Source organism: Nocardia sp. NPDC004711, from assembly GCF_053601595.1.
Genome location: NZ_JBSGCB010000036.1, coordinates 43,479 through 68,884, shown reverse-complemented (window position 1 = coordinate 68,884; position 25,406 = coordinate 43,479). Strand labels below are relative to the sequence as shown.

Here is a 25,406-nt window from a genome sequence, read left to right as displayed (position 1 = left end):
CTTCCACCGTCAGACCCGGTGCCGCATCCGGAACAGCGCGCGGGCCACCCGCAGACGGCGCGGATGCTTCTCGAAGGTGCCCGAGGTGATCTGGTCCGGCGGATGCTTCTCGGTGATCGTCTGCGGCCGCGCGAATTCCCGCAGCGTGCGCGGATCGCGAATGCGGCCCGGCCCGTTGACCCCGTAGACCGGGGCCGCGTTGACCGTGATGAGCTCGCTGCGCAGCCGGGCCGCGAACTCCGGGACGCTGCGGGTGTCACGCGTGAAAACCGAGACGGCGCGCGGCCTTTCGGCGGCATTCACCCGATCGGCGGCCTCGTCCATGGTGGCCACCCGATTCACCACCAGCACCGGCCCGACCGCGTCCCCGGTGACCGCGGTGCTCACCTCGGGCACCTCGGTGAGCACGATCGGCTCGATATACGGTTCGCGGATCGACTCCAGGCTCCCGACCACCAGCCGCGCGCCCCGGGTGACGGCGTCGCGCACCTGGCGGCGCACCACGTCGATCTGGGCGTCCAGGATCATCGGGCCGTAGGAGGCGCGGCGATCCGCACCCGGGCGTAGCCGCCGGGCCTGATCGGCCACCAGCTCCAGGAACGGTTCGTACACCGAGTCGGCCACGTACACGCACTGCACGCCCGCGGGCTGCTGACCGGAATTGGCCATGGCGCCGTACACCGCGGCCGCCGCGGCGGTATCGAGCTTGGCGTCGACCTGGACCACCATCGACCCGCGTCCCCCCTGCTCGACGAGCAGGGGGGTGGACGCCTGCGCGGCCAGCGTGGCCACCTCCCGGGCCCCCGCGCCGGATCCGGCGTAGGCCAGCTTGTCCACGCGGGCGCGGCACAGGGCGGCGGCGGTGCCGCTGTCACCGGTGACCACCTGCAGCACAGGCTGATTCGGGGCCAGATGGTTCCAGGTGTCGGCCAGCCAGGCGCCCACGCCGGGGGTCAGCTCACTGGGTTTGAACACCACCGCATTGCCCGACGCCATCGCACCGGCGATCGAATTCATCGGTGTCAGAACGGGATTCTGCCAGGGGCCGAGCACGCCGACCACGCCCAGCGGCAGGTAGCCGACGGTGCCGCCCGCCTCGCGGCGCAGTGCGGCGCCCAGCCGGGTGGTGCGGCCCAGCGTCTTCTCCGCGTGCCGCGCAACCCAATCCAGATGTTCCACCGCCAGCGTCACCTCGATGGCCGCGTCGATGCGCGGCTTGCCGGTCTCGCTGCTGATCAGCTCGACCAGATCGCGGGTGCCGCGGGCCAGGCTGCGTTTCCAGTCCAGCAGCCAGCGTTTGCGCGCGTCGAATCCCAGTGCCGCCCACCATTGTTCGGCACTGCGTGCCGAGCGGACGGTCCGGGTGAGCTCGCCCGCGCCCATGCTGGCGTATTCGCCGACGACCTCCCCGGTCCGTGGGTCGAAGGATGTCAGCACCTTGGATCGGCGCGCATCGGCGCGCCCTGTTGCCGGCTGCGCCGACTCGGCCATGGTCAACCTCTCGTGGCCTGTGAATGTCTCTCCCCGCCAACGCCAGACTATGGTTCGAGTCGCAGATGCGACAAGGTAGCGAAATTGCCGCATACCGGCCGGTCTGCGCCTGGATCAGCAGCTATGCCGGAACCCGCTGGTTTGTGACCAAGCACACAGTTTGGAGAATGCTGCTTCGACAAAGAAACGGCCTTGTTTGGGATGCGCCGGTAACATCACGCCCGGCGGTGTGGATCATCCCGGCGGGCGGTAACGACCTATCCTCGCGGGATGTGGGATCCGCCGCACGGGGCGACATCGTTCAGCCCGACCAGCCGATAGTGGAGAGTTGATGCCCAGCTTGGACAGACCGCAACCCGGAGCACCCGATGATCCGGCCGTTTTCGTCGAAGACGTCCGTAAGTCCTTCGGCGAGGTGCACGCGCTGCAGGGGATCAGCTTCACCGCCGCCCGCGGACAGGTCCTCGGCATTCTCGGCCCCAACGGGGCGGGCAAGACCACCACGGTCAAGATCCTGTCGACCCTGCTGCGTCCCGACTCCGGCATCGCCCGCATCGCCGGGCACGACGTGCGCTCGGACCCCGCCGCGGTGCGCCGATCGATCATGATGACCGGCCAGTACGCGGCCCTCGACGAGAACCTCTCCGGTCGCGAGAACCTCGAGCTCTTCGGCCGCCTGATGGGCCTGCCGCGCAAGGCCGCCCGGCAGCGCGCCGACAATCTGCTCGAGGAATTCGACCTCACGGGCGCGGGCCGCCGCGCGGTGCGCCACTACTCCGGCGGTATGCGCCGCCGCGTCGACATCGCCTGCGGCCTGGTGGTCCGGCCCGAGGTGGTGTTTCTCGACGAACCCACCACCGGCCTGGATCCGCGCAGCCGCCAGGGCGTCTGGGATCTCGTCACCGCCCTCAAGAACCAGGGCATCACCGTCCTGCTGACCACGCAGTACCTCGAAGAGGCCGACGTGCTCAGCGACAACATCATCGTGATCGACAAGGGCACGGTCATCGCCGAGGGCACCGCCGACGCTCTCAAGGAGAAGACCGGCGGCAGCTACTGCGAGGTCGTGCCGCTGGACCCCAAACAGCTCACCACCGCCGCCGACGCGCTCGGGGACCTGGTGCCCGAGGCGGTGCGCGCGGAACTCGATGGCGGCGACCGGCTTTCGATCCCGGCCCCGGACGGCGCGGACACCCTGTCGGAGGCGCTGCGCCGGCTCGACAGCGCCGGGGTGCGACTTGCCGACATCGGGCTGCGCCGCCCCTCGCTCGACGACGTGTTCCTCACCCTCACCGGGCACTCCGGGACCAAGGAGGCGGAGGAATCGTGACGGCAGTGGAAAGCGAACGCGCCGCCGACCTCTTCGCCGGCGTACCTCAGGCCCGGCCCAACAGCTTCGCGCAGTGGCGGGCGCTGACCGGACGCATCGTGTGGGTGATGGCCACCAAGGGCGAACTGATCGTCGCGGTGATCATCCCGCTGGTCTTCACCCTCGGCTTCTACCTGCCGCTGAAATTCGTCATGCAGGTCAAGGGCATTCACTACGAGCAGTTCGTGATGCCGATCATCGTGCTGCAGACCATGTCCTTCACCATGATGTCGAACGCGCAGCTGGCCGCGTTCGAGGCCATGACCGGACTCAACACCCGCATGCAGACCATGCCCATCGGCAAGATGGTGCCGCTGGTGTCGCGGCAGTCCGCGGGCTTCGTGCGGTCGGTGGTGTCGCTCGTCGCGGCGCTGGGCTGGGGCCACATGATCGGCTTCCGGTTCGTCGCCGGGTGGGGTCAGGCCGTGCTGTTCTGCGTGTTCTCGCTCGCGGTCGGCACCGTACTGGCCATCGGCGCGGACGGGCTCGGGTCGCTGACCAAGAGCCCCGAATCCCTCAGCCAGGCGCTGACTTTGCCGACGCTCATCTTCGGCATGCTGTCCTGCGGCTTCGTGCCCGAGTCCGGATTCCCGGCGTGGGTGCGGCCGTTCGTGCGCAATCAGCCCATCTCGCAGTTCTCCTTCGCCCTGCGGGACATGGCCGACCACGGGGTGACGTGGCAGGTGTTCTGGGTGCCACTGGTGTGGCTGGTCGGCGCGGCGGTCGTCTTCACGCCGTTCGCGGTCTGGGCGAGTGTGAGGCGGTCATGAGTACGACGACCACGGCAGAAGTGGCGGAACAGGATTCGTGGGCGGGGCATCAGCCGCTGCCGACGGTGGAACCGCGCTCCGAGCGCACGCTCGCGATCTGGGTGGAGCAGAGCTTCATCCAGTGTAAGCGGCTGCTCATCGGCTGGATGCGTGATCCCTCCACCACCATTCAGACGCTCGTGTTCCCCGCGGCCACGCTGATCATGTTTCGGATCGTGCTGGGCGACTCCATCGAACAGGCCACCGGCATGCCCGCCATCTACGGCTTCGTGCCGATGGTCATGCTGGTGGCGGCCATGTCCGGATCCATCGTGAGCGCGCTCGGCTTCAAGTCGGAGAAGGCCACCGGACTGCTCGGGCGGTTCTACACCATGCCGATCCACCGCGCCGCCGGACTCACCGGACGGCTGCTGGCCGAGGCCGTGCGCGTGCTGATCACCTCGCTGTTCGTGCTGGCGGTCGGCCTCGCGCTGGGCTTCCGGTTCTGGTACGGGCCCGCGGCTTCGATTGCCATGCTGGCCATTCCGATCCTGTTCGCCATCGGGTTCGCGGTCCTGGTGACGGCGCTGGCCACGCTCACCGAGGGCGTCATGCTGGTGGCGGTCGTCGGCATCGTGCAGACGCTGCTGATGTTCTTCAACTCCGGCTTCGTGCCGGTGTTCGCCTACCCGGTGTGGCTGCAGAAGACGGTCGAGAACCAGCCCATGAGCACCGCCATCGACGCCATGCGCGGACTGTCCTACGACGGTCCGATCGCGACACCGCTGTGCAAGACCGTGGCGTGGTCGGTCGGCATGATCGTGGTGTTCGCCTACCCCGCGATCCGCGGGTACCGGCGGGCGGCCGAGACCGGAGCCTAGACACGCCCGGCCCGTTTCCCCGGGGCCGCACCGGAGTTCGAGTGGCGCGCGTCACGTTAAGGTGGGCGCCATGACTTACCTGGTTACCGGGGCAACTGGGTTCATCGGTCGATTTCTGCTTCCCGAACTCCTGAAACGCGGCGCGGACGTCCACGTCCTGGTACGCCCGGGCGAAGACTCCGTGCTGCGCTTCAACCGCTGTCTGCGCGACTGGGGCGCCGCCGACCGGGTGCGCCCGGTGCGCGGCGACCTCGGCGCGCCCGGGCTCGGCATCGACACGGGCTGGATAGCGGCGCACCGCGGTTCGATCGACCACATCTTCCACCTGGCCGCCGGCTTCGACACCCGCAGCGCGGGCGGCGGCACCCGGCGGGTCGCCGAACTCGCGGCGGCGCTGGAAGCCGGACGGCTGCATCATGTTTCGACGGTGCGCGTCGCCGGGGCCTGGGAGGGCCTGTTCACCGAGGACATGACCGATGTCGGGCAGTTGCTGCCCACCCACTACCAGCGGGCCATGCTGCGGGCCGAACAGGACGTGCGCGAGCAGACCGCGGTGCCGTGGCGGATCTACCGGCCCGCCATCGTGATCGGCCATTCCCGCACCGGCGAGATCGACCGCATCGACGGCCCCTACTACTTCTTCCGGCTGCTGCGGATGGCCGCGCAGCTGCCCCGCATCCTGCCCGTGATCGCGCCCGAACTCGGCGAAACCAATCTGGTGCCGGTGGATTTCGTTGCGCGCGCCCTCGACCACATCGCACACCGGCCCGGCGACACACCCGGCACCTACCACCTGGTGGATCCGCGCGAGCAGAGTGTCGCCGACGTCTTCAACCTCTTCGCCGACGAGGCCGGGGCGCCGCACCTCATCCAGGTCATGCCCAAGCAGACCCTCGACCTCACCCTGCGTGTGCCCGGCATGGGCTGGGTGTTGCGCCAGGTCGGCATCCCCATGGACGTCATCGAGGACACCGAACTGTCCTGCCGCTTCGACTTCCGCCACGCCGCGGCCGCGCTCGCCGGCACCGATATCAAGGTGCCGCCACTGGCCGCCTACGCCGCGATCGTCTGGAAGTACTGGATCGAGAACTGGGTCTGAGCCCCTGCCTCGGTCCGGCGTGCTACTGCGCGGTGTCCCCGGGTAGCAGATCCTCCCCGGGTAGCAGCAGATCCTCCCGGGGTAGCAACAGGTCGTCCAGGGGGCGCGGGCGGCCGTAATCCCAACCCACCCAGCGGTTCCGGTTCCGCCAGCCGACCAGGTCGTAGCGCCAGCGGAACGGCCGGGTGGTGCCGACCGTCATGAACAGCGCCGTGCCCAGCGCCGAGTAGTCATCGTGCGCCGACAGCAGCGCGCGCTGCTGCCGGGGCGGGCGGGTGAAGAACGCGTCGAACATGGCGATGGACTGGGCGGTCGTCAGCCGGCCCAGGCCGTACACGCCCCGCATGCGCATCCAATAGACCAGGCGCGCCTGCCACGGCCACAGCGCCTCGACCGGATCGTCGCCGCGGCGCACCGCGGCCAGGGCGGTGTCCACCAGCGCCAGCGAGTCCGCCACGCAGTAACCGGTGATCGGATGCATCATGCCGCCGCGCGAGCCGAACGGAATCACCCGGCCGCGACCGGCTTTCGGCGGCAGCTCGTCGAGCGGATAGTGGGCGGCCTCGGTCGGCTCGTCGCCGCGCAGCCGAATCCCGTGCGCCGCCAGCCGATTCAGCGTGCGCCGCCGCAGCTCGTGCTGCGGCATGCCGCCGCGCAGGCCCAGGCTGGTCTCCTCGAAGATCACCGTGCCGTCCCCGAGCGGCACCGAGTACAGGAACGACGGCGGCTCGTCCGGGCCCGCACCGTTCTCGTCGCGCCAGTCCAGCAGCAGGCCCTCGCCGGCGGTCACCATCGGGGCCGCGGTGTCCTCGTCCACGAAGATGCCGTGCGCGCTGGCGGTGCGCCGGGCGCCCGGCGCGGCCTGGCCGCGGGTGTCGAACACGGTGGCGGCGCGCACTTCGGTGCCGTCGGCCAACTCCACCCGGTGCGCCTCCACCGTGCGCGCGCGGCCCGCGATGACCGTCGCGTCGTCCAGCGGCAGCGCGTCGAACAGGCCCTGCTTGGACAGCACGCAGTAGGGCCGGGGAATCCGGTGCTCGGTGGTGGTCCACACCGCGGGCGCCTCGATGCGGCTGGCAATCGCGCCGTGCCCCAGCCACTCCGGCAGCTCGTCCACCCAGCACGAGAAGGTCGGCGCCCACAGCCGTGCCGGCCGCGGATCCACCGCGACCACTCGCATACCCGCCGCCATGGCGCGATGCGCCAGCGCCCGCCCTGTGGGACCGAGCCCCACCACGCACACGTCGGCCGCGCCGCCGACCTCACGGCCACTCATACCCGCATTCAAACAGTCGCGTCCCGGGCCCGCCAGGCCGACTCCGACTTCGCACCCCCGCGCTGTGCGGCCGAATCCTCGCCGCGCGCGGCACACCTCGGTGGTTATTGCCGCTTGCTATCGTGCGTGCCGTGGGCGACCCGGCGGATGCGACGCGGTGGGGGGGAGACGGAATGAACACCGGCAAGCGGTACTGGTGGGTGCCGCCGACCGCGTCATCGGTGCTGTTCGGGTTCGGACTGCCCGTCTACTTCGCGCTCTTCGTGCTCAGCGGGTTCGCCACCGACTCGTGCAACGGCCGCGACTCCTGCCCGAATACCTTCGGCCACCTCGACGACGCGCAGCAGCTGCTGCTGTTCGGGCTGCTCGCGGTGACCGCGCAATGGGTCGTCGCCTACTGGGCGCCGTGGGCGGTGCGCATCGTGCTGGCGGTGGTGCCGATCGGGCTGGGTCTCGCGGCCCTGGTCATGCTGATGAGTACCCCGGTCGGCCAATGAAAGAACCGGGGGCAGGGGCGGCAAGTCCATTGCGGCACAACGGACTTGCCGGCCATCGAAGGTTCGGTGTGACGGAACGGCTCACGCGGCCGGCGTCGGCGACGGCGCCGCGGGCGGGGTACCGCCGGGTGCGGCCGGCGGGGTGGCGCCGGGCGAATTATGCGGCGTCCCATTCATATTGGCGTGCTCGCGGGCGTGAGCGATGCGGGTCGCGGCAATGGCGCCGTTGGATTCCTGACCCTGCACCATGATCTGATCGCCGACCGCGAACTGCACGGCGGTCTCGCTCTTCGCCTTGGTGCCGAATTCCGTGGTGGAGGAGATGTTCACGGTCTCGGTGCTGCCGTCCTGCTTGGTGATCACCCAGGATCCGGAGCCTTCGCTGGTGATCTTGCCGCCGACGCCCCGGCCGCCTTGACCACCCTGGCCGTCGCCATGGTGTCCGCCGGGTTCCTGCTGCTGAGTGCCGCCGCCCGCGGAATTGTGATCGCTGGACCCGCAGGCGGCCAGGCCCAGCGTGGCCGCCAGGGCCAGCGCCGCGCCGGCCACGGAGAGGGTGACGCGACCGGGCCGGCGTCGTCCCGGAAGAGGGTGGGAACTGTCCGCGGCGGGAATTGAATCTGTCATGGCCGCAACGCTATTGACGGTGGCTGTGAGGTTCCTCGGCGTCGGCTGGTGAGTCACTTCCAGTCGGGTGTGACTACTTCGGGGTCACCCAGGTGGTGATGTCGGCGTGCACGACCTCCAGGCCCGCCCGGTCGAAGATCGACACCGGCACCACCAGATCCCGCCCCTCGGTGATCTGCGAGAAATCCGGAACCTCCGGCAACTTCGCGACCGCCCGCAGTCCCGAGTTCGCCTTCGCCAGATACTGCACGTTCATCGCCTTGGGGATCCACCGATGCGTCTCCGGCACCGTCGCCTCCGACAGCATGCCCATCGCCACCTCGGCGAGGTTGCACGCTGCGATCGCGTGGAACGTCCCCAGATGATTGTGAATCCCGAACCACTTGGGTGCGGTCACCTCGCACAGCCCCGGTTCCAGCCGCACCACGCTCGGCAGCACGGTCCCGAAATACGGCACCCGCGCCACCATCCCGAGCGAGAACAACGTGTGCCCGATCCGATTGTCGGGAAGCTTCTTCCACCCGCGATAAGTAGCGGTCTCTTTGGCCATGCCCATTATCTTACTCAGAAGTAAGTTAACCGGAAGCGTGGCGTTCCCGGGGGCTGCCGAATAGGTCGGCGAATCGGTCGGGTGGCGGGTTCGGCGGTGCGAGACCGTGCGGTTGATTGTTAGCTGGGTGGGTTGCGCCGGGGGCGCGGCTGGGAGTCGGCCTCAGATCTGCCGACATCGCTCGATATTGGAGTTCTCGACATCATGCGCATTCGTACCGCGGTGGCCTCGCTCGGCATCGCAGTCGCGGTGGCCTCGTTCGGCGCCACCGCTACGGCCGGGTCGGCTTCGGCGATCACGCCGATCATCGATCCGGGCAAGGGCATCTACCTCGCCGTCATCCTGAACGAGAGCGAGACCGCGGCTCTCGCCAACAGCCCCATTCCGGGGTTCCTGGACTCCGTCCTTCCGGCGGACCAGCAGTACTTCGTGCTCGACCCGGACTCGGTCCTGCCCTGGGACGGGACCTACGTCTACGCCGACATCAGCGAGATCACCACCGAGGCCGCCATTCGGCACGGCGTCGTCGCCCTGGGCATCTACGATCCGTCCCGCAACGACGGCGCGTTCTTCCGTGTCGTCCAGGTCCTCCCCAGCCCGGTCCAGCACGGCTCGACCTTCCGCTGACCGAGTGCCCCGAGCGGCCGTCACGGGAACCCTTCCCGTGGCGGCCGTTCGGCTTCGTGCCATTCCGGCGACCCGGTGTGACCAGGGCCATCGGGTTCGCGGTGGGGAGGGGGCGATTTGAAGTGGGCTGGGGACTCGAGGCATACTGTTCGGGTTGCCCACACCGGGTTGCGTCTTTTCCGTTGGATCGGCGCTGGTCGTGGGTGAGCAAGACCCAATTTTGCACCCCGCTGGATTGCGGCGTGGGTGCGTCCGGAACAATGTTCCGAGGCTTACAGGATTTTGGTCCGGGCTGAGGAATGGGCGGCGGAGCGACACGCCCGACCGCGTGGACCGGATGAACCATGACAGATGAACAGCGGCGATGGATCGGGCCCAGGTGGCCGGTCGTGTGGTGGCTGATGCGTCTTCGTGTGTTCGGGCTGTGCAAATGAGGGTGGTGTGAGAGCGAAAGCTCTTGGACCACAACGTAAGCGGAGAAAAGGACACTCAGCGTGGCGGGACAGAAGATCCGCATCAGGCTCAAGGCCTACGACCATGAGGCGATCGACGCGTCTGCGCGCAAGATCGTCGAGACGGTGACCCGTACCGGTGCCCGCGTCGTCGGCCCGGTGCCGTTGCCCACCGAGAAGAACGTGTACTGCGTCATCCGTTCGCCGCACAAGTACAAGGACTCGCGCGAGCACTTCGAGATGCGTACGCACAAGCGGCTGATCGACATCCTCGACCCGACGCCGAAGACGGTTGACGCCCTGATGCGTATCGACCTGCCGGCCAGCGTCGACGTCAACATTCAGTGACGGGGACTTCGAATATGACTGACAACAAGAGCCGTCCGGCCGCGGGCATCCTGGGCACCAAGCTCGGCATGACCCAGGTCTTCGACGAGAAGAACCGCGTCGTTCCCGTGACCGTCGTCAAGGCGGGCCCGAACGTCGTTACCCAGATTCGCACGGTCGAGCGTGACGGCTACTCCGCCGTCCAGGTCGCCTACGGCGCCATCGACCCGCGCAAGGTGAACAAGCCGGTCTCCGGCCAGTTCACCAAGGCCAACGTCACCCCGCGCCGCCACATCGCCGAGCTCCGCCTCGCCGATGTCTCGAACCTCGAGGTCGGCCAGGAGCTCAACGCTGACGTCTTCGAAGAAGGCGCCTACGTCGACGTGACCGGCACCTCCAAGGGCAAGGGCTTCGCGGGCACCATGAAGCGCCACGGCTTCCGTGGCCAGGGTGCCTCGCACGGTGCGCAGGCCGTGCACCGTCGTCCGGGTTCCATCGGTGGTTGCTCCACCCCGGGCCGTGTCTTCAAGGGCATGCGCATGTCCGGCCGGATGGGTAACGACCGCGTCACCACGCAGAACCTCTCGGTCCACAAGGTGGATGCCGAGAACGGTCTGCTGCTGATCAAGGGCGCGATCCCGGGCCGCACCGGCGGCGTCGTGATCGTCAAGAGTGCAGTGAAGGGTGGTGCCCGGGCATGAGCACCGAGACCAAGACCAACCTGACGCTCACGGTCAAGGCCGCTGGCGGCAAGACCGAGGGCACCGTCGAGCTCCCCGCGGAGATCTTCGACGTGACCGCGAACATCGCGCTGATGCACCAGGTCGTCGTGGCCCAGCAGGCCGCGGCTCGCCAGGGCACGCACGCCACCAAGACCCGCGGCATGGTCCGCGGTGGTGGCAAGAAGCCGTACCGCCAGAAGGGCACCGGCCGTGCGCGCCAGGGTTCGACCCGTGCGCCGCAGTTCGCCGGCGGTGGCACCGTCCACGGCCCGCAGCCGCGTGACTACACCCAGCGCCTGCCCAAGAAGATGAAGGTCGCCGCGCTGCGTGGCGCTCTGTCGGACCGGGCTCGCAACGAGCGCATCCACGTGATCACCGAACTGGTTGCGGGACAGACCCCGTCGACCAAGTCGGCCAAGTCCTTCCTCGCCGAGCTGTCGGAGCGGAAGAACATCCTGGTCGTCGTCGGCCGTGAAGATGTCACCGCGTGGAAGAGCGTGGCGAACCTGCAGGGCGTGCACCCGATCGCCCCGGACCAGCTGAACACCTACGACGTTCTCAAGAGCGACGAAATCGTGTTCTCGGTCGAGGCGCTCAACGCCTTCGTGCACGGCCCCGCCGAAGCTGCACAGGAGGAGAGCAAGTGACCACCATCGCCGATCCCCGCGACATCCTGCTCGCGCCGGTGATCTCCGAGAAGTCCTACGGACTGATCGAAGAGGGCACCTACACCTTCCTGGTGCACCCGGACTCGAACAAGACGCAGATCAAGATCGCCGTTGAGAAGGTTTTCGGTGTGAAGGTCACGAGCGTCAACACCGCCAACCGTCAGGGCAAGCGCAAGCGGACCCGCTTCGGTTACGGCAAGCGCAAGGACACCAAGCGCGCGCTCGTGACCATCTCGGCCGACAGCAAGCCCATCGAGATCTTCGGAGGCCCGGTCGCGTAAGCGGCTGGAGCTCCAGAAAGCAGAGAAGAACTCATGGCAATCCGTAAGTACAAGCCGACAACCCCGGGCCGCCGCGGTGCCTCGGTCTCGGACTTCGCCGAGATCACCCGCGCGACCCCCGAGAAGTCGCTGCTGCGTCCGCTCACCAAGACCGGTGGCCGTAACGCGCAGGGCCGCATCACCACTCGTCACAAGGGTGGCGGCCACAAGCGCGCCTACCGTCTGATCGACTTCCGTCGACTGGACAAGGACGGCATCCCGGCCAAGGTCGCGCACATCGAGTACGACCCCAACCGCACCGCCAACATCGCGCTGCTGCACTTCGCCGACGGCGAGAAGCGCTACATCATCGCGCCCAAGGGCATCGCCCAGGGCACGAAGATCGAGTCGGGCGCCGGCGCGGACATCAAGCCGGGCAACAACCTGCCGCTGCGCTCCATCCCGACCGGTACCACCGTCCACGCGGTGGAGCTGCGTCCGGGCGGCGGCGCCAAGCTGGCTCGTGCCGCGGGCATGTCCATCCAGCTGCTGGGTAAGGAAGGCGCCTACGCCGTCCTGCGTATGCCCTCCGGTGAGATCCGTCGCGTCGACGTGCGCTGCCGCGCCACCATCGGCGAGGTCGGCAACGCCGAGCAGTCGAACATCAACTGGGGTAAGGCCGGCCGTATGCGGTGGAAGGGCGTTCGCCCGACCGTCCGTGGTGTGGTCATGAACCCGGTCGACCACCCGCACGGTGGTGGTGAGGGTAAGACCTCCGGTGGTCGCCACCCGGTCTCCCCGTGGGGCAAGCCCGAGGGCCGCACCCGTAAGCCCAACCGTCCCAGCGACAAGCTCATCGTCCGCCGCCGCGGCAAGAAGCGTTAAGGAGGAGGTTAGACATGCCACGCAGCCTGAAGAAGGGCCCGTTCGTCGACGAACACCTCCTCAAGAAGGTGGACGTCCAGAACGAGAAGGGCACGAAGCAGGTCATCAAGACCTGGTCGCGTCGTTCCACCATCATCCCGGATTTCATCGGCCACACGTTCTCGGTCCACGACGGCCGCAAGCACGTGCCGGTGTTCGTGTCCGAGAACATGGTTGGACACAAGCTCGGTGAATTCGCGCCGACCCGCACGTTCAAGAGCCACGTCAAGGAAGATCGGAAGAGCAAGCGGCGATGAGCACTGAAACTCAGAACCCGACCGCGCGCGCGACCGCCAAGCACGTTCGCGTGACGCCGATGAAGGCCCGCCGAGTCGTGGACCTGGTCCGTGGCCGCCGTGTCGAGGATGCGCTGAACATCCTGAAGTTCGCGCCGCAGGCCGCGAGCGAGCCGGTCGCCAAGGTGGTGGCCTCGGCCGCCGCCAACGCGGAGAACAACCTCGGCCTGAACCCGGCCACGCTGGTCATCTCGACCGCGTACGTCGACGAGGGCGCGACCATGAAGCGTTTCCAGCCGCGTGCCCAGGGCCGCGCGTTCCGGATCCGCAAGCGCACCAGCCACATCACCATCGAGGTCGAGAGCGTGCCCACCGCCGGCGCTGCCACTCGTAGCCGCCGGAAGGGAGGGGCAAAGTAAATGGGACAGAAGATCAATCCCCATGGCTTCCGCCTCGGTATCACCACCGACTGGAAGTCGCGTTGGTACGCGGACAAGCAGTACGCGGACTACGTGAAGGAAGACGTCGCGATCCGCAAGCTCCTCGCCACCGGCATGGAGCGGGCCGGCATCTCGAAGGTCGAGATCGAGCGCACCCGTGACCGCGTGCGTGTGGACATCCACACCGCGCGCCCGGGCATCGTGATCGGCCGTCGTGGCGCCGAGGCCGACCGCATTCGCGCCGAGCTGGAGAAGCTCACCAAGAAGCAGGTTCAGCTGAACATCCTCGAGGTCAAGAACCCCGAGTCGGATGCGCAGCTGGTTGCCCAGGGTGTGGCCGAGCAGCTGTCGAACCGTGTGGCGTTCCGTCGCGCGATGCGCAAGGCCATCCAGTCGGCCATGCGTTCGCCGAACGTCAAGGGCATCCGTGTGCAGTGCTCCGGCCGTCTCGGCGGCGCGGAAATGTCGCGCTCGGAGTTCTACCGTGAGGGTCGGGTGCCGCTGCACACGCTGCGCGCCGACATCGACTACGGCCTGTACGAGGCGAAGACCACCTTCGGCCGCATCGGCGTGAAGGTCTGGATCTACAAGGGCGACATCGTCGGCGGCAAGCGTGAGGTCACCGCGGTGGCCCCGTCCGGCCGCGAGCGTGACGACCGCCCGCGTCGCGAGCGTCCGAGCCGTCCCCGTCGCAGCGGAGCCCAGGGCACCACCGCGACCAGCACTGAGGCCGGGCGTGCCGCGACTGCTGTCGCGGAGGCTCCGGCAGAGAACCAGGAGGGCTGACCTATGTTGATGCCCCGCAAGGTCAAGCACCGTAAGCAGCACCACCCGAAGCGCTCCGGTATGGCCAAGGGCGGCACCGCGGTTTCGTTCGGCGAGTTCGGCATCCAGGCTCTGGAGCCCGCCTACGTGACCAACCGTCAGATCGAGTCCGCTCGTATCGCGATGACCCGCCACATCAAGCGTGGCGGCAAGGTCTGGATCAACATCTACCCGGACCGCCCGCTCACCAAGAAGCCGGCCGAAACCCGAATGGGTTCCGGTAAGGGTTCGCCGGAGTGGTGGATCGCGAACGTGAAGCCCGGTCGGGTCATGTTCGAGCTTTCTTACCCGAACGAGGAGACCGCTCGCGAGGCCCTGCGCCGCGCGATGCACAAGCTCCCGATGAAGTGCAGGATCGTGACCCGAGAGGAGCAGTTCTGATGGCTACTGCCAATCCGGCCGCAGAGCTCCGCGAGCTCGACAATGACGCGCTCGTCGCGAAACTGCGCGAATCCAAGGAAGAGCTGTTCAACCTGCGCTTCCAGATGGCGACCGGCCAGTTGCAGAACAACCGGCGCCTGCGTGTGGTCCGCCACGAGATCGCGCGCATCTACACGGTCATGCGTGAGCGCGAGCTCGGCCTGGCCTCCGGTCCTGAAGGCAAGGGAGACGCGGCATGAGTGACGCCAAGGGCCCGGCCAAGACGCCGGCCAAGCAGGAGGAGCGGGGCCAGCGCAAGGTGCGCATCGGCTACGTCGTCTCCGACAAGATGACCAAGACCATCGTGGTCGAGCTGGAAGATCGCGTGAAGCACAAGCTTTACGGCAAGATCATCCGCACCACCTCGAAGGTGAAGGCCCACGACGAGAACGAGATCGCCGGTGTCGGCGACCGCGTGCAGCTGATGGAGACCCGTCCGCTGTCCGCCACCAAGCGGTGGCGTCTGGTCGAGGTCCTGGAGAAGGCCAAGTAAGCCTGCTCCATGACTTTGAACAAGTCATAGAACATTGGCCCGCTTCCCGAAAGGGAAGCGGGCCAATGTGTTTTGTGGGTGTGGGTGGACTCGGCTGCCCTTGGGGACACGTGGTTCGAGGAGTACGTCGCATATGTGTGGTTGTTTTTCTGTGGGTCGATAGGTTCTATGCGTGCCCGCGCTCGAGTGTGATCAAACCGAAACCCGGTATATCCGAACGGAATTGGCGTGTCGCCCCGGTGAGGCGCTAGTTTTGTCTGGCTATGAGGGATGCTGCAACAACTTCCGGGGCTTGGCGGATCGACGACCGGACCGCGGTGACATTCCGCGATGCGGCGGTGGCCTGGGCTCTGGCCGCCCACGAGGTGCTGGCCGAATGCGCCTCCGGCTACGGCCATTTCGTGACCATCAATGAGCTGGCCGAGCGGGCGCAGGAGATGTCGGGCATCCGTACCGACGCCCCCACCCGCACCTGGATGGACGCCATCCTGCGCAAGGTCGCCCGCCGCTGCCACAATGCCGGCGAGCCGCCGCTGACGGCCTTGTGCGTCAAGCAGAACCACAAGGTCGGCGACAGCTACAAGTACGTGCTGGAGCTGGCGCACCTGCCCGTCCCGGCCGACCTCGAGGTCCATGCCGCCTACGCCCGCTGGCAGTGCTACGCGGCCTACGGCGCGGACATCCCCTCCGACGGCGGTATCCCGCCCCTGATCCCGCGCAACGGCGGCGCGCCCCGCCGGGTCACTCCGGCCGGTCCGGTCTCCACCCCGAAGCCGGAGCCCGAGGCCCGCAAGGCGGTCTGCAACTCCTGCTTCACCGAACTCCCCGCCAACGGCGTCTGCTACTACTGCTGACGCGCGGTCGAGCCGGAACTCGAAGGCCCGCTTCCCCCGGAGCGGGTCTTCGAGTTTCCAGAGTCGTCACGCGTCCTTGTGGCAGACCGCCTCCAGCATGATCCCGTCGAAGCCGGTCCAGAACGTCGCGTAACAGGGCGGCGGGTACTGCGGGAATTCCTGTGGCGCGTGCAGGATTTCGTCCCCGCGCCCGGCCGCCCACTCGTGCACCCGCCGTACCGCCGCGCGCGTGGGCACCATGAACGCCAGGTGCTGAAGTCCCGGCAGCGCCCGCGCATACTCGCCCGCCGTCGCCGGGTAGAAGAACACGTAGGTGCCGATCTTCCGGGCCGCGGGCCAGTAGGCGAACTGGGTCTCGTCGGCCAGCAGCGGTGCATAGTCCAGCAGCGGCATCAGCTCGTCGTAATACTTCCGCGCACCCGCCAGATCGCTGACATTGATCCCGAGATGTCCAAGAGGCATGCCCCGAACCTACGTCCGGAACTTGTTGCGGGCGTCCCGAATTGGTCGCAGTACCGCCGCTGCAGATACCGACTCGAAGGAGTCCCGAGTTCCGTTGCGGTATTAGCCGGCCTCTTTCTGGAACCAGGCGAGCAGGTCTGGCTCGGTGGTGATCGCGGTCGGGGGTGCTCCCGCGGCCTTGGCGCAGTACACGCCTATGACGGGGTGGCCGTCGAGGGCCGCCAGCAGGCAGGGCTGGTGGTCGTCGGGGTGGATCGGATCGCCGGGGAACGGATAACAGGTAAACCGGCCGATCGGTTGATTGTTTCGGGTCCAGATGCTGTCCTGTCCCGGCCGACCGTCACAGGCGTGCCCCGAGTGCACGTTGATAATTGTTTGGTAGATCATTCTCGCTGTGTCGGCGGTGGGATAGCTCAAGAACCCTGCTGTGGGGTAGTTCACCGGTGTGTCACAGTCGATTTCCGCATTCGCGGGTTGTGATGGGTCTGTGTGTCGGCAGTTCGCGGGGGTGAAGTCTGGTCCGAGAAGCGACAGTAGGTTTCTGTCGGCGGCGGTGAATACGTCTGGGTCGTTCGCCACGTCCGGCGCCAGGAACTGTCGGTAGCCCCGCGCCGCGTCGTAGTCGCGTAGTTCTTCAGCGAGAGGTGATGTCCAGTCGGTGGGCAGGTAGGCGAAACTGGCGATCGCGAGGTCGGGTTCGTCGGTCACGGTCAGCACTGACGCGGCGGGGCTGACCGAAGCGTCGAGGCCGCAGGTCTTGCGCCCTACCAGTTTGTGCAGATTGTCGAAGACGGGTGCGTCTGGTCCTGGCGGGTCGCCCGGGCAGTTGCCGGTGTGCAATGTCCGGCCGATGGTCTGGAAGAAGTCGGTGAGTTTGTCGGCGCTGGAGAATCGGTAGAACTGCGAAAAGGGCGCGCCCGCTGCCTTGGTGGTTTCACAGACAATATGGGCGATCTGGCCCGGGTCGGGGTCGGAGTGGTAGCAGTTGCTGCGGTGGCTGCCGTTCGAGTTGATCAGCTCGAGCAGGTCGATGTCGGCCCCTCGAAGTGCTGTTTCGTCGGCGATGGGGTGCCCGGCTACGCCGGTACGGGCGACGTGCCAGCCACCCACGGCGACAGCGCAAGCGATCGTCACGGCGGCGGCTGTCATCGGTATGGCCCATTTCCGGGATATGGCCCATTTCCGGTCGCGGAGTCTGCGCCGGCCCCGGCCGTCGCCGCGTTCGATTGTCCGGTGTTCCGGTGAGAGAAGCGGCTCGGGTTCACTGAACACCTGGGCGATGGTCGGCGCGTCTTCGTGTTGCGCGGCGTCGGTGCCGCGCACCGGCGACATTGTCGGGACGTTCTCGCCGACCGGGTGGGGATCGGGCTCCATGGCTGTGTCGGTGGCGTCATCGGCCGGCGGCGTTGCCGTGCCGGTGGGGCTGGCGTCGAGCCAGTGGGCAGCCGCGGCGGCGATGGCGCGGCTGTCGTCGTCCAGCAGTCGGGTGATGGCGTCGCGGACGCGGGACCGGACAATGGCGCCGCCGGTGCGGTGCAGCTGGTCCAGGTCATCGAGCGCGTTGCGCCGATCGCGGACGGCCGGGCTCTCGAGTGCGGTTCGAATATGTTGCGGTACTTGCCAATTGCGGTTGCGGGCCAGGAGGGTGCGGCCTTCGATATTGTCTTGCTTCTTGGGTCGCTGGCGGGGGCGTTCGGCGACGACATGGTCGTGTACGTAGCTGTAGAGCTCGTCGACGGTGATGTCGCCGTCCTGGTCGAGGTCGGCGCCGCCGTCGCGCAGACCGGCGACGAGATGCCGGGTGAACACCGACTGCGTCGCCTGTCCGTGCGGAGTGTTGCCCTCGAAGGCGAACTGGGTGGCGTCGGAGGCGGTGAGCACGGTCCGGCCGCGGCCGCTGAAGGTTTCCAGGGCATGGACCTGGTCGTCGGCCTTGGCGATGGTGCCGACGGGGAAGGCGCCGCTGTAGCAGCAGTCCAGGATCAGCACCTGATGGTTGGAGTCGCATCCGGTCATGGCGTAGTCGATCTGATCGGCGGGGACCGAGGTGAACAGGGGGTTGAGCGGGCGGGTGTCGGTCATCGCGAGGTAGAGCTTGCCGGCGTCGTCCTTGAGTCCGTGCCCGCTGAAGTACAGCAGCGTCAGATCATCGCGTCGCCGGTCCGAGAAGAAATCGCCGATCGCCGCGCCGACCACGTGGTGCGGCTGGTTGATCAAGGTGGTGACCTCGAACCCGCCGATCGTGGGGTCGGCCAGCACCTCGGCGAGTGCCTCGGCATCGTGCGCGGGTGCGGTCAACTGCCGCAATCCGGGATCGTGGAACGTGTAGGTCGCCACTACCAGGGCGAATCGGCCGGTCATTGCCGTCACCCCGCCACGACGCCGCCGTTGCGGCGAATATAGGCGTCGACCAGTGCGCGCTGCTGGTCGCCGCTCGCGGCCTCGAGCTCGATGCTCTCGCCGTCGATCGTGACCGTCACCCGATGGGTGCCCGGGTGGCGGCCCAGCCAGTCCCGCACCGTCTCGATCAGGGTGGTGAACACCCCGCCGGAAGCACTCAGCGCCAGCACGATCGCGCCGATCGTGATGGGGTCGGCCACCTTCGTACCCGGCGCCGTTCCGGCGCTGTCCCGCGCCAGCGCCGCCGATTCGACGCCGTCCAGCGCGGCCAGCTCCGCCCGCAGCATCCGGGTCTGCCGGTCCAAGCGCTCGTCGTCGATCTCCGTGGCGGCCATCGATACTCGAACTGTCACGCCGCGGTGGTCGTTCTGCGCGATACCCATCGGAAACCTCTTTCCCGCCTGGGCGGCCGACGCCGACCAGGATGCGAATCGACAAGACCGATTCTCATCGCTGGTATCCGGCGTCTCACGCGTACGCGACTACCCGAACCTGGCAAAACGGGCAATGCGGCTCGTGCTATGCCATCATCCGCAGTGGGATGGAGCCGGCCATCGCCGCCGCGGCGCGCCGAGTCCGTTGTGGCACAACAAGATCGACAACCCACGAGTCGACCCTTCGCTGCGTGTTGTAGGTAGCCGACTACTTGCGGACAGCTATCGCAGGGCTCCGCGCCGCGGGTCGGTCCTGAGAATCAGGCTGTTGTGCGGAGCGATTCGAGGGTGTGGACGAGCGGTGCCAGTTCTGGATTGCGGGAGACCACGGTGAGGGCCTCGCGGTGGCCGTGGTGGGCGAGCTTTTACCGGGAGGTTGTGCCCGGAGTCGGTGACCTTGGTGTAGGTGCCGCTGCGGTGGTCAGGGCAGCGGTAGCGCTCGAGGGGCCCACGATCTTCGAGGCGAGTCACCAGGCGGGTGGTGGCGGATTGGAGAGGACGATCGTGTTGGCCACCCGCTTCATCTGGGTGCCGCTGGCCATGGCCATGACGGTGCTGGGTTTCGGCGGCGTGTTCGCGGCCATCACCTATATCGCCCCGATGATGACCGAGATGACCGGTTTCGCCGACGGGTCGGTGACCTGGCTCCTGGTGCTGTTCGGCCTCGGCATGTTCGCCGGAAACCTGGTGGGCGGCAGATTCGCCGACCGGGCGCCGATGCTCATGCTGGTCGCGCGGCCGGCGGGGCTCGCGGTGGCGCTGGGTCTGTTCACGGTGACCGCGCGCGACAGGATCGGGGAGCCGTGACGATCTTCGTGATCGGCGTGCTCGGCTTCGCGACCGTGCCGTCGTTGCAGAAACGGGTGCTCGATCAGGCGCACGCGGCGCCGACGCTGGCCTCGGCCATGAATATCGGTGCGTTCAACCTGGGCAATGCCATCTCGGCGTGGCTGGGCGGGCTGGTGATCGCGGCCGGATTCGGTTACCCGGCATCGAACTGGGTCGGTGCCGCGCTGGCGGTTTCGGCGCTGCTGCGGGCCTGCCTGTCGGAGGCGCTGGAGCGCCGTGCCGCACAGCAGCTTTCGACATTTCAGACGAACCAGGCGTACCGTACCGTCCATTCTTGAGCGCTTGTCCGCGCCGCGCTAACCTCGCCGACGTGCCCGGATTCGGTCACGGCTAATCGAGCGCGATCGGTGAGTTTGCATGCTCGACAATGTTTTACGGATCGCCATAGTTGGAGTGGGACCGCGGGGTCTGAATGTTTTCGAACGCATTTGCGCCAACGCTCGGCAGTTAGGCATCTCGGCCGGCGTCGAACTGGTGCTCATCGATTCGACACGGGTCGGTACCGGCGCGGTCTGGCGCACCGACCAGCCCGCGCACCTGCTCATGAACACGGTCGCCGAGCAGGTCACCATATTCACCGACGACACCGTCGAGATGGCGGGCCCGGTGGAACGCGGCCCCAGCCTCTACGAATGGTCGAACTTTCTGGCGAAGATCGGCAATTTCGCGAGCCTGCCCGGCGATGCTTACGCTGCGGCCCTGCGGATTTCCCCGGAGAGCTATCCACCACGGGCCTTCTACGGCCATTACCTGCGCTGGGCCTTCGAGCGCACCCGCGACAGATACGCCGATTGGGTGCGGGTAAGCGAAATCGTGGCAACCGTGGTGGATATGCGCGACGGCCCCGGCGGATTCCAGGAGCTGGAACTCGATACCGGCGAACGCCTGCGCGGATTGCACGCGGTGGTGCTCACCCAGGGCCACCTGGCCGAAGCGCCGCCCGGCACGGCCGGTTCGCTCGCCGACACCGCGGATCGCCTGGGCCTCACCTACATTCCGCCCGGCAATGCCGCCGATGTGGATCTGGACCGCATTCCCGAGGGCGACCCGGTCATCATCCGCGGCCTGGGCCTGACCTTCTTCGACTACCTCGCCCTGCTGACGGCGGGCCGCGGCGGCCGGTTCAAGGAGTCCGAGGCCGGGCTGGAGTACGTCGCCTCGGGCCGGGAGCCGCTCATCGTCACCGGCTGCCGCCGCGGCATCCCGCATCACGCGCGCGGCGAGCACCAGAAGGGGGTGGCCGGCCGCTACGAGCCGTTGCTGCTCAACGCCGACCGCATCGCCCGATTACGCCACCGCGCACGGAAATTCGGCGACGTCTCCTTCCGCCGCGACGTCTGGCCGCATATCGCGCGCGAGGTCGAATCGGTCTACTACACCCGCCTGATCGCGGACCGGGTGAGCCCGCACCGCCTGGCCTCCTTCCGCGACCGCTACCTGATCGCCCCGACCGCCGAGGACGCCGGGGAACTGCTGAACCGCTTCGGCGTGCCCCCGCAGGACCGCTGGGACTGGAGCGCACTCGCCGACCCCACCGGCGGCCGCTGCTTCACCGATCCCGGGGATTTCCACGCCTGGCTGCTGGCCTACCTCGACGCCGATGTGCGGCAGGCGCGCCTGGGCAATGTGCACGGCCCGGTGAAGGCGGCGCTGGATGTCCTGCGCGACCTCCGCAATGAGGTCCGGCTGGTCGTCGACCACGGCGGCATCGCGGGCTCCTCCTACCGCGACGACCTGGATCGCTGGTACACACCGATGAACGCCTTCCTCTCCATCGGACCACCGGCGCACCGGATTTCGGAACTGGCGGCACTGATTCGCGCGGGTGTGGTGCGAGTCGCCGGTCCCGGCATGCGGGTCCGGGCGGACACCGGGCACGAGTGCTTCGTCGCCGATTCACCCCTGGTGGGTGATTCGGTGGCGTCGGCACAGACTCTCATCGATGCCTGGATGCCCGCACCGGACCTGCATCGCACCGCGGATCCGTTGCTGCGCAACCTGTTGCATCGCGAGGAGGTGCGCGGCTACGTCATCGCCTCCCCGGACGGCAGCCGCTACCGCACCGGCGGCCTGGCGCTCGCGCCGGGCTCGTTCCATCCGGTGGACACCTTCGGGCGAATCCACCCGCGCCGCTACGCCTTCGGAGTGCCGACCGAGGCGGTGCGCTGGGTGACGGCGGCGGGCGCGCGACCCGGGGTCAATTCGGTGACGCTGGCCGACGGCGACGCCATCGCCCGCGAGATCCTCACCGCCCACCGGTACGAGGGCCCGGCGATCCCGCCGAATCAGCTTGGGGTGCAGCGGCATTTCGAACTCCGGCACGACAGTGAAAGGCACGATGACATGGCGCTGGAATGTGGTCTGCTGGCCCCCGTCGGGGTGGGCACGCCGGTGGAGTCCCTGCTGAGCGACGACGCCTGGATCGAGGCCATGCTGGAGGTGGAGCTGGCGCTGGCGCGCGCCGAGGCCCGCCTGGGCATGGTGCCCGACATCGTCACCGATCATCTGGCGGTGGCGGTGCGCGAGCACGCGTTCGACGCCCGCGAGATCGCGCGGGCCTCGCGTGGCGCCGCGAATCCGGTGGTGACCTTCGTGGAGCGCCTGCACGACGCGGTGGCGGACGTGGATCCGGTGAGTGCGAACTACGTGCACTACGGCTCCACCAGCCAGGACATACTCGATACCGCGACCATGGTGATCGCCGCCCGGGTGCTGGCCGTGCTGATCGCGGACCTGGACACCATCGTCGGCTCCCTGGCCGAGCTGGCCCGCCGCCACCGCACCACCCCGATCGCCGGCCGCACCCTCGCCATGCACGCGGTGCCGACGACCTTCGGCGCGAAGGTGGCGGTGTGGATGCAGGGCCTGCTCGACGCCCGCGAACGCCTGGACCGCGTGCGCGACACGCTGCCGGTCCAATTGGGCGGCGCGGCGGGCACTTTGGCGTCCTATATCGAATGCGCGCGCTGCGCGGAGTCGGAACTGTCGCAGGCGCCCGCCGGCGAGATCATGGAGCGCCTCACCCGCGAGTTCGCCGCGGAACTCTCTCTCACCGTGAGCGCCACCCCCTGGCACACCGTGCGCACGCCGATCGCCGATCTGGCCGCGGCGCTGGCCCTGACCTCCGGCACCCTGGGCAAGCTGGCCGTGGACGTGATCTCCCAGTCCCGCGACGAGACCGCCGAACTGCTCGAGCCCGCCGCCCCGGGCCGCGGCGAATCCTCGGCCATGCCGCAGAAGCGAAACCCGGTGCTGAGCACCATGATTCGTGCGGCGGCGCTGCAGGTCCCCGCGCTGGCCTCGACGCTGTTCGGCGCGCTGCTGGCCGAGGACGAGCGTCCCGCCGGCGCCTGGCACGCCGAATGGCAGCCGCTGCGCGAATGCCTGCTCCTGGTCGGCGGCGCCGCCCACACCGCGGTCGAACTCGCCGCGGGCCTGATGGCCGATGCCGACCGCATGACCGAGAACCTCTCGCTCACCGAGGGGCAGATCGTCGCCGAACGCCTCTCGATCCGCCTGGCCCCCTTGCTCGGCAAGCCGATCGCCAAGAAAGCCTTGCAGGCGGCCTCTTTCGAGGCCCGGACCACGACCCGGCCGCTGGCCGACATCCTCGCCGAATGCCCCGATATCGCCCTGCATCTGACCAAACCCCAACTGGCCGAACTCCTCCGCCCCGAGAACTATCTCGGCGCGGCGCCCGACCTGGTCGACCGGGTACTGCGCCGGATCTGATCCGATTCGGCGGTGGCGGAAGGGAGTTCAGCGCGGATGACCGAGCCGGGGCGTCGCGTTCAGTTGCCGAAGCGGTTCTTGGGCGGGCGGTTGGAGGCGGCGCGGCGGGCGGCCTCCTTCTCCTTGACGCGGTCGGCTTCCTTGCGGACGGCGACCAGATTCTCCCGTTCCCGGAGCAGCCATTCGGGCGGGTCGGCGAGCAGGGCCGCGATCTCGTCCGCGGTGAGGGCGTCGGCGACGCCGGCGCGGGCCAGACCGGAGTTGGAGATGCCCAGCTTGCGGGCCACCACATCGCGCGGGAAGGGGCCGTTGGCCCGCAGCTCGAGCAGCCACTGCGGGGGATCGGTGCGCAGTTCCTCGAGCTGAGCGCGGGTGACGGGTGAGTTCCGGAACTCCGCCGGGGTTGCCGGGAGGTAGATGCCGAGTTTGTTCGCCGCGGTGAGCGGCTTCATGGTCTGGGGGTTCTTGTCCGGGCTCACCGATCAAGGGTATCGGGCGGGTGGGGTGAACCTGCTGGCCGGTGCAATACCGTGGACGCCATGAGCCGGTTGGAGTCCATCGATCTGACGCGCCTGCGCTGGTTCGTCGCGGTTGCCGAGGAATTGCATTTCGCCCGGGCGGCGCGTGGCCTCGGTATTTCGCGGCAGCGCTTGAGCGGGACGGTCATCGAGCTGGAGGAAGAGCTCGAAACCAGACTGTTCGTACCGGGCGCGCAGCCCACCCAGCTGAGCGAGGACGGGCGGGTGCTGCTGGACGAGGCCCGCGCCCTCATCGCGGCCGCCGCGGCCGCGCAGCCGGCGCCGGCGCCGGCCGCGGCGGACCGCCTGCGGGTCGGCTTCGTCCCGGGCGTGACCGTCACCAAATGGGAGCGCATCTGGCGCGAGCGGTTCCCCGAGGTCGCGCTGGAGCTGACGCCGATCCCGATGAAGGAGCAGGAGCAGGCCCTGCGCACGGACGCGGTCGACATGTGTTTCGTGCGGCTGCCCATCGATCGCGATGGGGTGAGCGCGATTCCGCTCTACCGCGAGGTCCCGGTGGTGGTCGTCCCCAAGGATCATCCGATCGCCCTGTTCGATCAGGTCGCCACGGCCGATCTGTCCGATGAGCGCATGCAGGACGCCGCCGACCTGGACGACGCCGCCATGACCATGGAGCTGGTGGCCGCGGTGAGCGGGGCGGCCATCGTGCCGCACTCGATCGCCCGCCTGCACCACCGCAAGGACCTGGTCTACCGGACCGTCACCGATGTGCCCGAGACCGAGATCGCGCTGGCCTGGCCCGCCGACCGCACCACCGAGCTGGTGGAGGAGTTCGTGGGCGTGGTGCGCGGCCGCTCCCAGCGCAGTTCCCGTTCGCCGTCCGGTCAGCAGCCGGACAAGGCTGCGGGGCAACAGAATTCGCCGAAGCGGACGGGTGCGGCCAGGGCGGGCGGGGCGCGCAGTCAGGCCGGGGGGAAGAAGCCGCAGACCGCCGCGAAGTCGAAGCAGGGCGGTGCGAAGAAGCCGGGCAAGCGGCGCGGGCGCTAGCGAGCAGCTCCGCGTGGACGACCCACGAGGGCCCGCCTCCCGTTCGGGAGGCGGGCCCTTTCGTGTCCGGATGCTCGGGGAAGCATCTGGAGAAAGTTCAGGGTCGAGTCAGGGTTGCGCTATACGTATACGTCTACTTATAGTGGCTGAAGACGGGGAATGACCGTCCGGAACCCTGAGAAGTGCAGCGGCGCAGCGGGTATCGACCCACAGGGC

At 68.2% G+C, this 25,406-nt stretch carries 30 protein-coding genes; 22 read left to right on the top strand and 8 right to left on the bottom strand.

The features are described from left to right. Positions 1–9 precede the first annotated feature (9 nt). A complete protein-coding gene (locus ACWEKS_RS31895) occupies positions 10–1,491 on the bottom strand; it encodes an aldehyde dehydrogenase family protein (protein ID WP_452343515.1) in 1,482 nt (493 codons plus the stop codon). 331 nt (positions 1,492–1,822) lie between these two features. Between ACWEKS_RS31895 and ACWEKS_RS31890 the strand changes: the two genes are divergently transcribed. The 4 genes from ACWEKS_RS31890 (at position 1,823) to ACWEKS_RS31875 (ending at position 5,589) form a co-directional block, all read left to right on the top strand. Beyond that, on the top strand, positions 1,823–2,821 hold the full coding sequence (locus ACWEKS_RS31890) for an ATP-binding cassette domain-containing protein (RefSeq protein WP_452343514.1): 999 nt from the start codon (positions 1,823–1,825) through the stop codon (positions 2,819–2,821). Then, positions 2,818–3,630 (top strand): ABC transporter permease, encoded by an 813-nt coding sequence (locus ACWEKS_RS31885; protein WP_452343513.1) that lies wholly within the window; start codon positions 2,818–2,820, stop codon positions 3,628–3,630. The genes ACWEKS_RS31890 and ACWEKS_RS31885 overlap by 4 nt, the downstream gene beginning before the upstream one ends. Beyond that, complete coding sequence (locus ACWEKS_RS31880) at positions 3,627–4,490, top strand: ABC transporter permease (protein WP_452343512.1); 864 nt, start codon at positions 3,627–3,629, stop codon at positions 4,488–4,490. Before ACWEKS_RS31885 ends, ACWEKS_RS31880 begins: the two co-directional genes overlap by 4 nt. A 70-nt stretch (positions 4,491–4,560) precedes the next feature. Further along, positions 4,561–5,589 carry an SDR family oxidoreductase gene (locus tag ACWEKS_RS31875; RefSeq protein ID WP_452343511.1) on the top strand — a complete coding sequence of 343 codons (1,029 nt, stop codon included), beginning with the start codon at positions 4,561–4,563 and terminating at the stop codon, positions 5,587–5,589. A gap of 22 nt (positions 5,590–5,611) precedes the next feature. On the opposite strand, the gene ACWEKS_RS31870 is transcribed toward ACWEKS_RS31875, so the two are convergent. Further along, the gene (locus tag ACWEKS_RS31870; protein WP_452343510.1) at positions 5,612–6,865 is read right to left on the bottom strand and encodes a lycopene cyclase family protein; all 1,254 of its coding nucleotides are present in this window, start codon (positions 6,863–6,865) and stop codon (positions 5,612–5,614) included. 173 nt (positions 6,866–7,038) lie between these two features. Here ACWEKS_RS31870 and ACWEKS_RS31865 point away from each other — a divergent pair, with 173 nt between their 5' ends. Continuing rightward, positions 7,039–7,362: a hypothetical protein gene (locus ACWEKS_RS31865; RefSeq protein ID WP_452343509.1), complete on the top strand. Its 324-nt coding sequence runs from the start codon at positions 7,039–7,041 to the stop codon at positions 7,360–7,362. A gap of 81 nt (positions 7,363–7,443) precedes the next feature. Here ACWEKS_RS31865 and ACWEKS_RS31860 read toward each other — a convergent pair whose 3' ends face one another. Together ACWEKS_RS31860 and ACWEKS_RS31855 are read right to left on the bottom strand one after the other, a co-directional pair. Then, positions 7,444–7,989: a hypothetical protein gene (locus ACWEKS_RS31860; RefSeq protein WP_452343508.1), complete on the bottom strand. Its 546-nt coding sequence runs from the start codon at positions 7,987–7,989 to the stop codon at positions 7,444–7,446. A gap of 73 nt (positions 7,990–8,062) precedes the next feature. Continuing rightward, the gene (locus ACWEKS_RS31855) at positions 8,063–8,539 is read right to left on the bottom strand and encodes a hotdog fold domain-containing protein (RefSeq protein ID WP_354830622.1); all 477 of its coding nucleotides are present in this window, start codon (positions 8,537–8,539) and stop codon (positions 8,063–8,065) included. Between the two features lie 204 nt (positions 8,540–8,743). Here ACWEKS_RS31855 and ACWEKS_RS31850 point away from each other — a divergent pair, with 204 nt between their 5' ends. The 13 genes from ACWEKS_RS31850 to ACWEKS_RS31790 all read left to right on the top strand — a co-directional run bounded on the left by ACWEKS_RS31850 (position 8,744) and on the right by ACWEKS_RS31790 (position 15,787). Beyond that, a complete protein-coding gene (locus ACWEKS_RS31850) occupies positions 8,744–9,166 on the top strand; it encodes a hypothetical protein (RefSeq protein WP_452343507.1) in 423 nt (140 codons plus the stop codon). A 494-nt stretch (positions 9,167–9,660) separates the two neighbouring features. Beyond that, positions 9,661–9,966: a 30S ribosomal protein S10 gene (rpsJ, locus tag ACWEKS_RS31845; protein ID WP_003938093.1), complete on the top strand. Its 306-nt coding sequence runs from the start codon at positions 9,661–9,663 to the stop codon at positions 9,964–9,966. 14 nt (positions 9,967–9,980) lie between these two features. Continuing rightward, positions 9,981–10,646: a 50S ribosomal protein L3 gene (rplC, locus tag ACWEKS_RS31840; RefSeq protein WP_452343506.1), complete on the top strand. Its 666-nt coding sequence runs from the start codon at positions 9,981–9,983 to the stop codon at positions 10,644–10,646. Further along, positions 10,643–11,314, top strand: coding sequence for a 50S ribosomal protein L4 (rplD, locus tag ACWEKS_RS31835; protein ID WP_379381510.1), 672 nt, complete (start codon positions 10,643–10,645; stop codon positions 11,312–11,314). Before rplC ends, rplD begins: the two co-directional genes overlap by 4 nt. Next, a complete protein-coding gene (gene rplW, locus ACWEKS_RS31830) occupies positions 11,311–11,616 on the top strand; it encodes a 50S ribosomal protein L23 (RefSeq protein WP_014981657.1) in 306 nt (101 codons plus the stop codon). The genes rplD and rplW overlap by 4 nt, the downstream gene beginning before the upstream one ends. A 33-nt stretch (positions 11,617–11,649) precedes the next feature. After that, positions 11,650–12,480: a 50S ribosomal protein L2 gene (gene rplB, locus ACWEKS_RS31825; RefSeq protein ID WP_452343505.1), complete on the top strand. Its 831-nt coding sequence runs from the start codon at positions 11,650–11,652 to the stop codon at positions 12,478–12,480. A 14-nt stretch (positions 12,481–12,494) separates the two neighbouring features. After that, a complete protein-coding gene (gene rpsS / locus ACWEKS_RS31820) occupies positions 12,495–12,776 on the top strand; it encodes a 30S ribosomal protein S19 (RefSeq protein WP_019931198.1) in 282 nt (93 codons plus the stop codon). Further along, positions 12,773–13,174 (top strand): 50S ribosomal protein L22, encoded by a 402-nt coding sequence (gene rplV / locus ACWEKS_RS31815; protein WP_040855202.1) that lies wholly within the window; start codon positions 12,773–12,775, stop codon positions 13,172–13,174. The genes rpsS and rplV overlap by 4 nt, the downstream gene beginning before the upstream one ends. After that, a complete protein-coding gene (rpsC, locus tag ACWEKS_RS31810) occupies positions 13,175–13,981 on the top strand; it encodes a 30S ribosomal protein S3 (RefSeq protein WP_354830580.1) in 807 nt (268 codons plus the stop codon). It abuts the gene before it with no gap. Between the two features lie 3 nt (positions 13,982–13,984). Next, complete coding sequence (gene rplP / locus ACWEKS_RS31805; RefSeq protein ID WP_040804212.1) at positions 13,985–14,401, top strand: 50S ribosomal protein L16; 417 nt, start codon at positions 13,985–13,987, stop codon at positions 14,399–14,401. Beyond that, the gene (gene rpmC, locus ACWEKS_RS31800; RefSeq protein ID WP_040855205.1) at positions 14,401–14,640 is read left to right on the top strand and encodes a 50S ribosomal protein L29; all 240 of its coding nucleotides are present in this window, start codon (positions 14,401–14,403) and stop codon (positions 14,638–14,640) included. Before rplP ends, rpmC begins: the two co-directional genes overlap by 1 nt. Then, the gene (gene rpsQ / locus ACWEKS_RS31795) at positions 14,637–14,933 is read left to right on the top strand and encodes a 30S ribosomal protein S17 (protein ID WP_354830578.1); all 297 of its coding nucleotides are present in this window, start codon (positions 14,637–14,639) and stop codon (positions 14,931–14,933) included. The genes rpmC and rpsQ overlap by 4 nt, the downstream gene beginning before the upstream one ends. A gap of 263 nt (positions 14,934–15,196) precedes the next feature. Beyond that, a complete protein-coding gene (locus ACWEKS_RS31790) occupies positions 15,197–15,787 on the top strand; it encodes a hypothetical protein (protein ID WP_452343504.1) in 591 nt (196 codons plus the stop codon). 66 nt (positions 15,788–15,853) lie between these two features. On the opposite strand, the gene ACWEKS_RS31785 is transcribed toward ACWEKS_RS31790, so the two are convergent. From ACWEKS_RS31785 to ACWEKS_RS31775, 3 genes are all read right to left on the bottom strand, one after another. Then, a complete protein-coding gene (locus tag ACWEKS_RS31785; RefSeq protein ID WP_452343503.1) occupies positions 15,854–16,249 on the bottom strand; it encodes a VOC family protein in 396 nt (131 codons plus the stop codon). Between the two features lie 102 nt (positions 16,250–16,351). Continuing rightward, complete coding sequence (locus tag ACWEKS_RS31780) at positions 16,352–18,610, bottom strand: caspase family protein (protein ID WP_452343502.1); 2,259 nt, start codon at positions 18,608–18,610, stop codon at positions 16,352–16,354. A gap of 5 nt (positions 18,611–18,615) precedes the next feature. Continuing rightward, entirely contained in the window at positions 18,616–19,032 is a 417-nt protein-coding gene (locus ACWEKS_RS31775; protein WP_452343501.1) for an effector-associated constant component EACC1, read from the bottom strand. 468 nt (positions 19,033–19,500) lie between these two features. On the opposite strand from ACWEKS_RS31775, the gene ACWEKS_RS31770 reads away from it, so the two are divergent. The 3 genes from ACWEKS_RS31770 (at position 19,501) to ACWEKS_RS31760 (ending at position 23,664) form a co-directional block, all read left to right on the top strand. Further along, positions 19,501–19,890: a hypothetical protein gene (locus tag ACWEKS_RS31770; RefSeq protein WP_452343500.1), complete on the top strand. Its 390-nt coding sequence runs from the start codon at positions 19,501–19,503 to the stop codon at positions 19,888–19,890. An 8-nt stretch (positions 19,891–19,898) separates the two neighbouring features. After that, on the top strand, positions 19,899–20,210 hold the full coding sequence (locus tag ACWEKS_RS31765; RefSeq protein ID WP_452343499.1) for a hypothetical protein: 312 nt from the start codon (positions 19,899–19,901) through the stop codon (positions 20,208–20,210). A gap of 79 nt (positions 20,211–20,289) precedes the next feature. After that, entirely contained in the window at positions 20,290–23,664 is a 3,375-nt protein-coding gene (locus tag ACWEKS_RS31760; RefSeq protein WP_452343498.1) for an FAD/NAD(P)-binding protein, read from the top strand. Between the two features lie 59 nt (positions 23,665–23,723). On the opposite strand, the gene ACWEKS_RS31755 is transcribed toward ACWEKS_RS31760, so the two are convergent. Further along, positions 23,724–24,143, bottom strand: a complete 420-nt coding sequence (locus ACWEKS_RS31755; protein WP_452343497.1) for a DUF5997 family protein — start codon at positions 24,141–24,143, stop codon at positions 23,724–23,726. Between the two features lie 60 nt (positions 24,144–24,203). Here ACWEKS_RS31755 and ACWEKS_RS31750 point away from each other — a divergent pair, with 60 nt between their 5' ends. After that, positions 24,204–25,190, top strand: a complete 987-nt coding sequence (locus tag ACWEKS_RS31750) for a LysR family transcriptional regulator (RefSeq protein ID WP_452343496.1) — start codon at positions 24,204–24,206, stop codon at positions 25,188–25,190. Positions 25,191–25,406: the final 216 nt, after the last annotated feature.

Bases quoted from the DNA above. Each gene is read 5' to 3' on its own strand.
- ACWEKS_RS31895 (WP_452343515.1), bottom strand. From the start codon at position 1,491: ATGGCCGAGTCGGCGCAGCCGGCAACAGGGCGCGCCGATGCGCGCCGA.
- ACWEKS_RS31890 (WP_452343514.1), top strand. From the start codon at position 1,823: ATGCCCAGCTTGGACAGACCGCAACCCGGAGCACCCGATGATCCGGCC.
- ACWEKS_RS31880 (WP_452343512.1), top strand. From the start codon at position 3,627: ATGAGTACGACGACCACGGCAGAAGTGGCGGAACAGGATTCGTGGGCG.
- ACWEKS_RS31875 (WP_452343511.1), top strand. From the start codon at position 4,561: ATGACTTACCTGGTTACCGGGGCAACTGGGTTCATCGGTCGATTTCTG.
- ACWEKS_RS31870 (WP_452343510.1), bottom strand. From the start codon at position 6,865: ATGAGTGGCCGTGAGGTCGGCGGCGCGGCCGACGTGTGCGTGGTGGGG.
- ACWEKS_RS31865 (WP_452343509.1), top strand. From the start codon at position 7,039: ATGAACACCGGCAAGCGGTACTGGTGGGTGCCGCCGACCGCGTCATCG.
- ACWEKS_RS31860 (WP_452343508.1), bottom strand. From the start codon at position 7,989: ATGACAGATTCAATTCCCGCCGCGGACAGTTCCCACCCTCTTCCGGGA.
- ACWEKS_RS31855 (WP_354830622.1), bottom strand. From the start codon at position 8,539: ATGGCCAAAGAGACCGCTACTTATCGCGGGTGGAAGAAGCTTCCCGAC.
- ACWEKS_RS31850 (WP_452343507.1), top strand. From the start codon at position 8,744: ATGCGCATTCGTACCGCGGTGGCCTCGCTCGGCATCGCAGTCGCGGTG.
- rplC (WP_452343506.1), top strand. From the start codon at position 9,981: ATGACTGACAACAAGAGCCGTCCGGCCGCGGGCATCCTGGGCACCAAG.
- rplD (WP_379381510.1), top strand. From the start codon at position 10,643: ATGAGCACCGAGACCAAGACCAACCTGACGCTCACGGTCAAGGCCGCT.
- rplB (WP_452343505.1), top strand. From the start codon at position 11,650: ATGGCAATCCGTAAGTACAAGCCGACAACCCCGGGCCGCCGCGGTGCC.
- rpsS (WP_019931198.1), top strand. From the start codon at position 12,495: ATGCCACGCAGCCTGAAGAAGGGCCCGTTCGTCGACGAACACCTCCTC.
- rplV (WP_040855202.1), top strand. From the start codon at position 12,773: ATGAGCACTGAAACTCAGAACCCGACCGCGCGCGCGACCGCCAAGCAC.
- rpsC (WP_354830580.1), top strand. From the start codon at position 13,175: ATGGGACAGAAGATCAATCCCCATGGCTTCCGCCTCGGTATCACCACC.
- rplP (WP_040804212.1), top strand. From the start codon at position 13,985: ATGTTGATGCCCCGCAAGGTCAAGCACCGTAAGCAGCACCACCCGAAG.
- rpmC (WP_040855205.1), top strand. From the start codon at position 14,401: ATGGCTACTGCCAATCCGGCCGCAGAGCTCCGCGAGCTCGACAATGAC.
- rpsQ (WP_354830578.1), top strand. From the start codon at position 14,637: ATGAGTGACGCCAAGGGCCCGGCCAAGACGCCGGCCAAGCAGGAGGAG.
- ACWEKS_RS31790 (WP_452343504.1), top strand. From the start codon at position 15,197: ATGAGGGATGCTGCAACAACTTCCGGGGCTTGGCGGATCGACGACCGG.
- ACWEKS_RS31785 (WP_452343503.1), bottom strand. From the start codon at position 16,249: ATGCCTCTTGGACATCTCGGGATCAATGTCAGCGATCTGGCGGGTGCG.
- ACWEKS_RS31780 (WP_452343502.1), bottom strand. From the start codon at position 18,610: ATGACCGGCCGATTCGCCCTGGTAGTGGCGACCTACACGTTCCACGAT.
- ACWEKS_RS31775 (WP_452343501.1), bottom strand. From the start codon at position 19,032: ATGGGTATCGCGCAGAACGACCACCGCGGCGTGACAGTTCGAGTATCG.
- ACWEKS_RS31760 (WP_452343498.1), top strand. From the start codon at position 20,290: ATGCTCGACAATGTTTTACGGATCGCCATAGTTGGAGTGGGACCGCGG.
- ACWEKS_RS31750 (WP_452343496.1), top strand. From the start codon at position 24,204: ATGAGCCGGTTGGAGTCCATCGATCTGACGCGCCTGCGCTGGTTCGTC.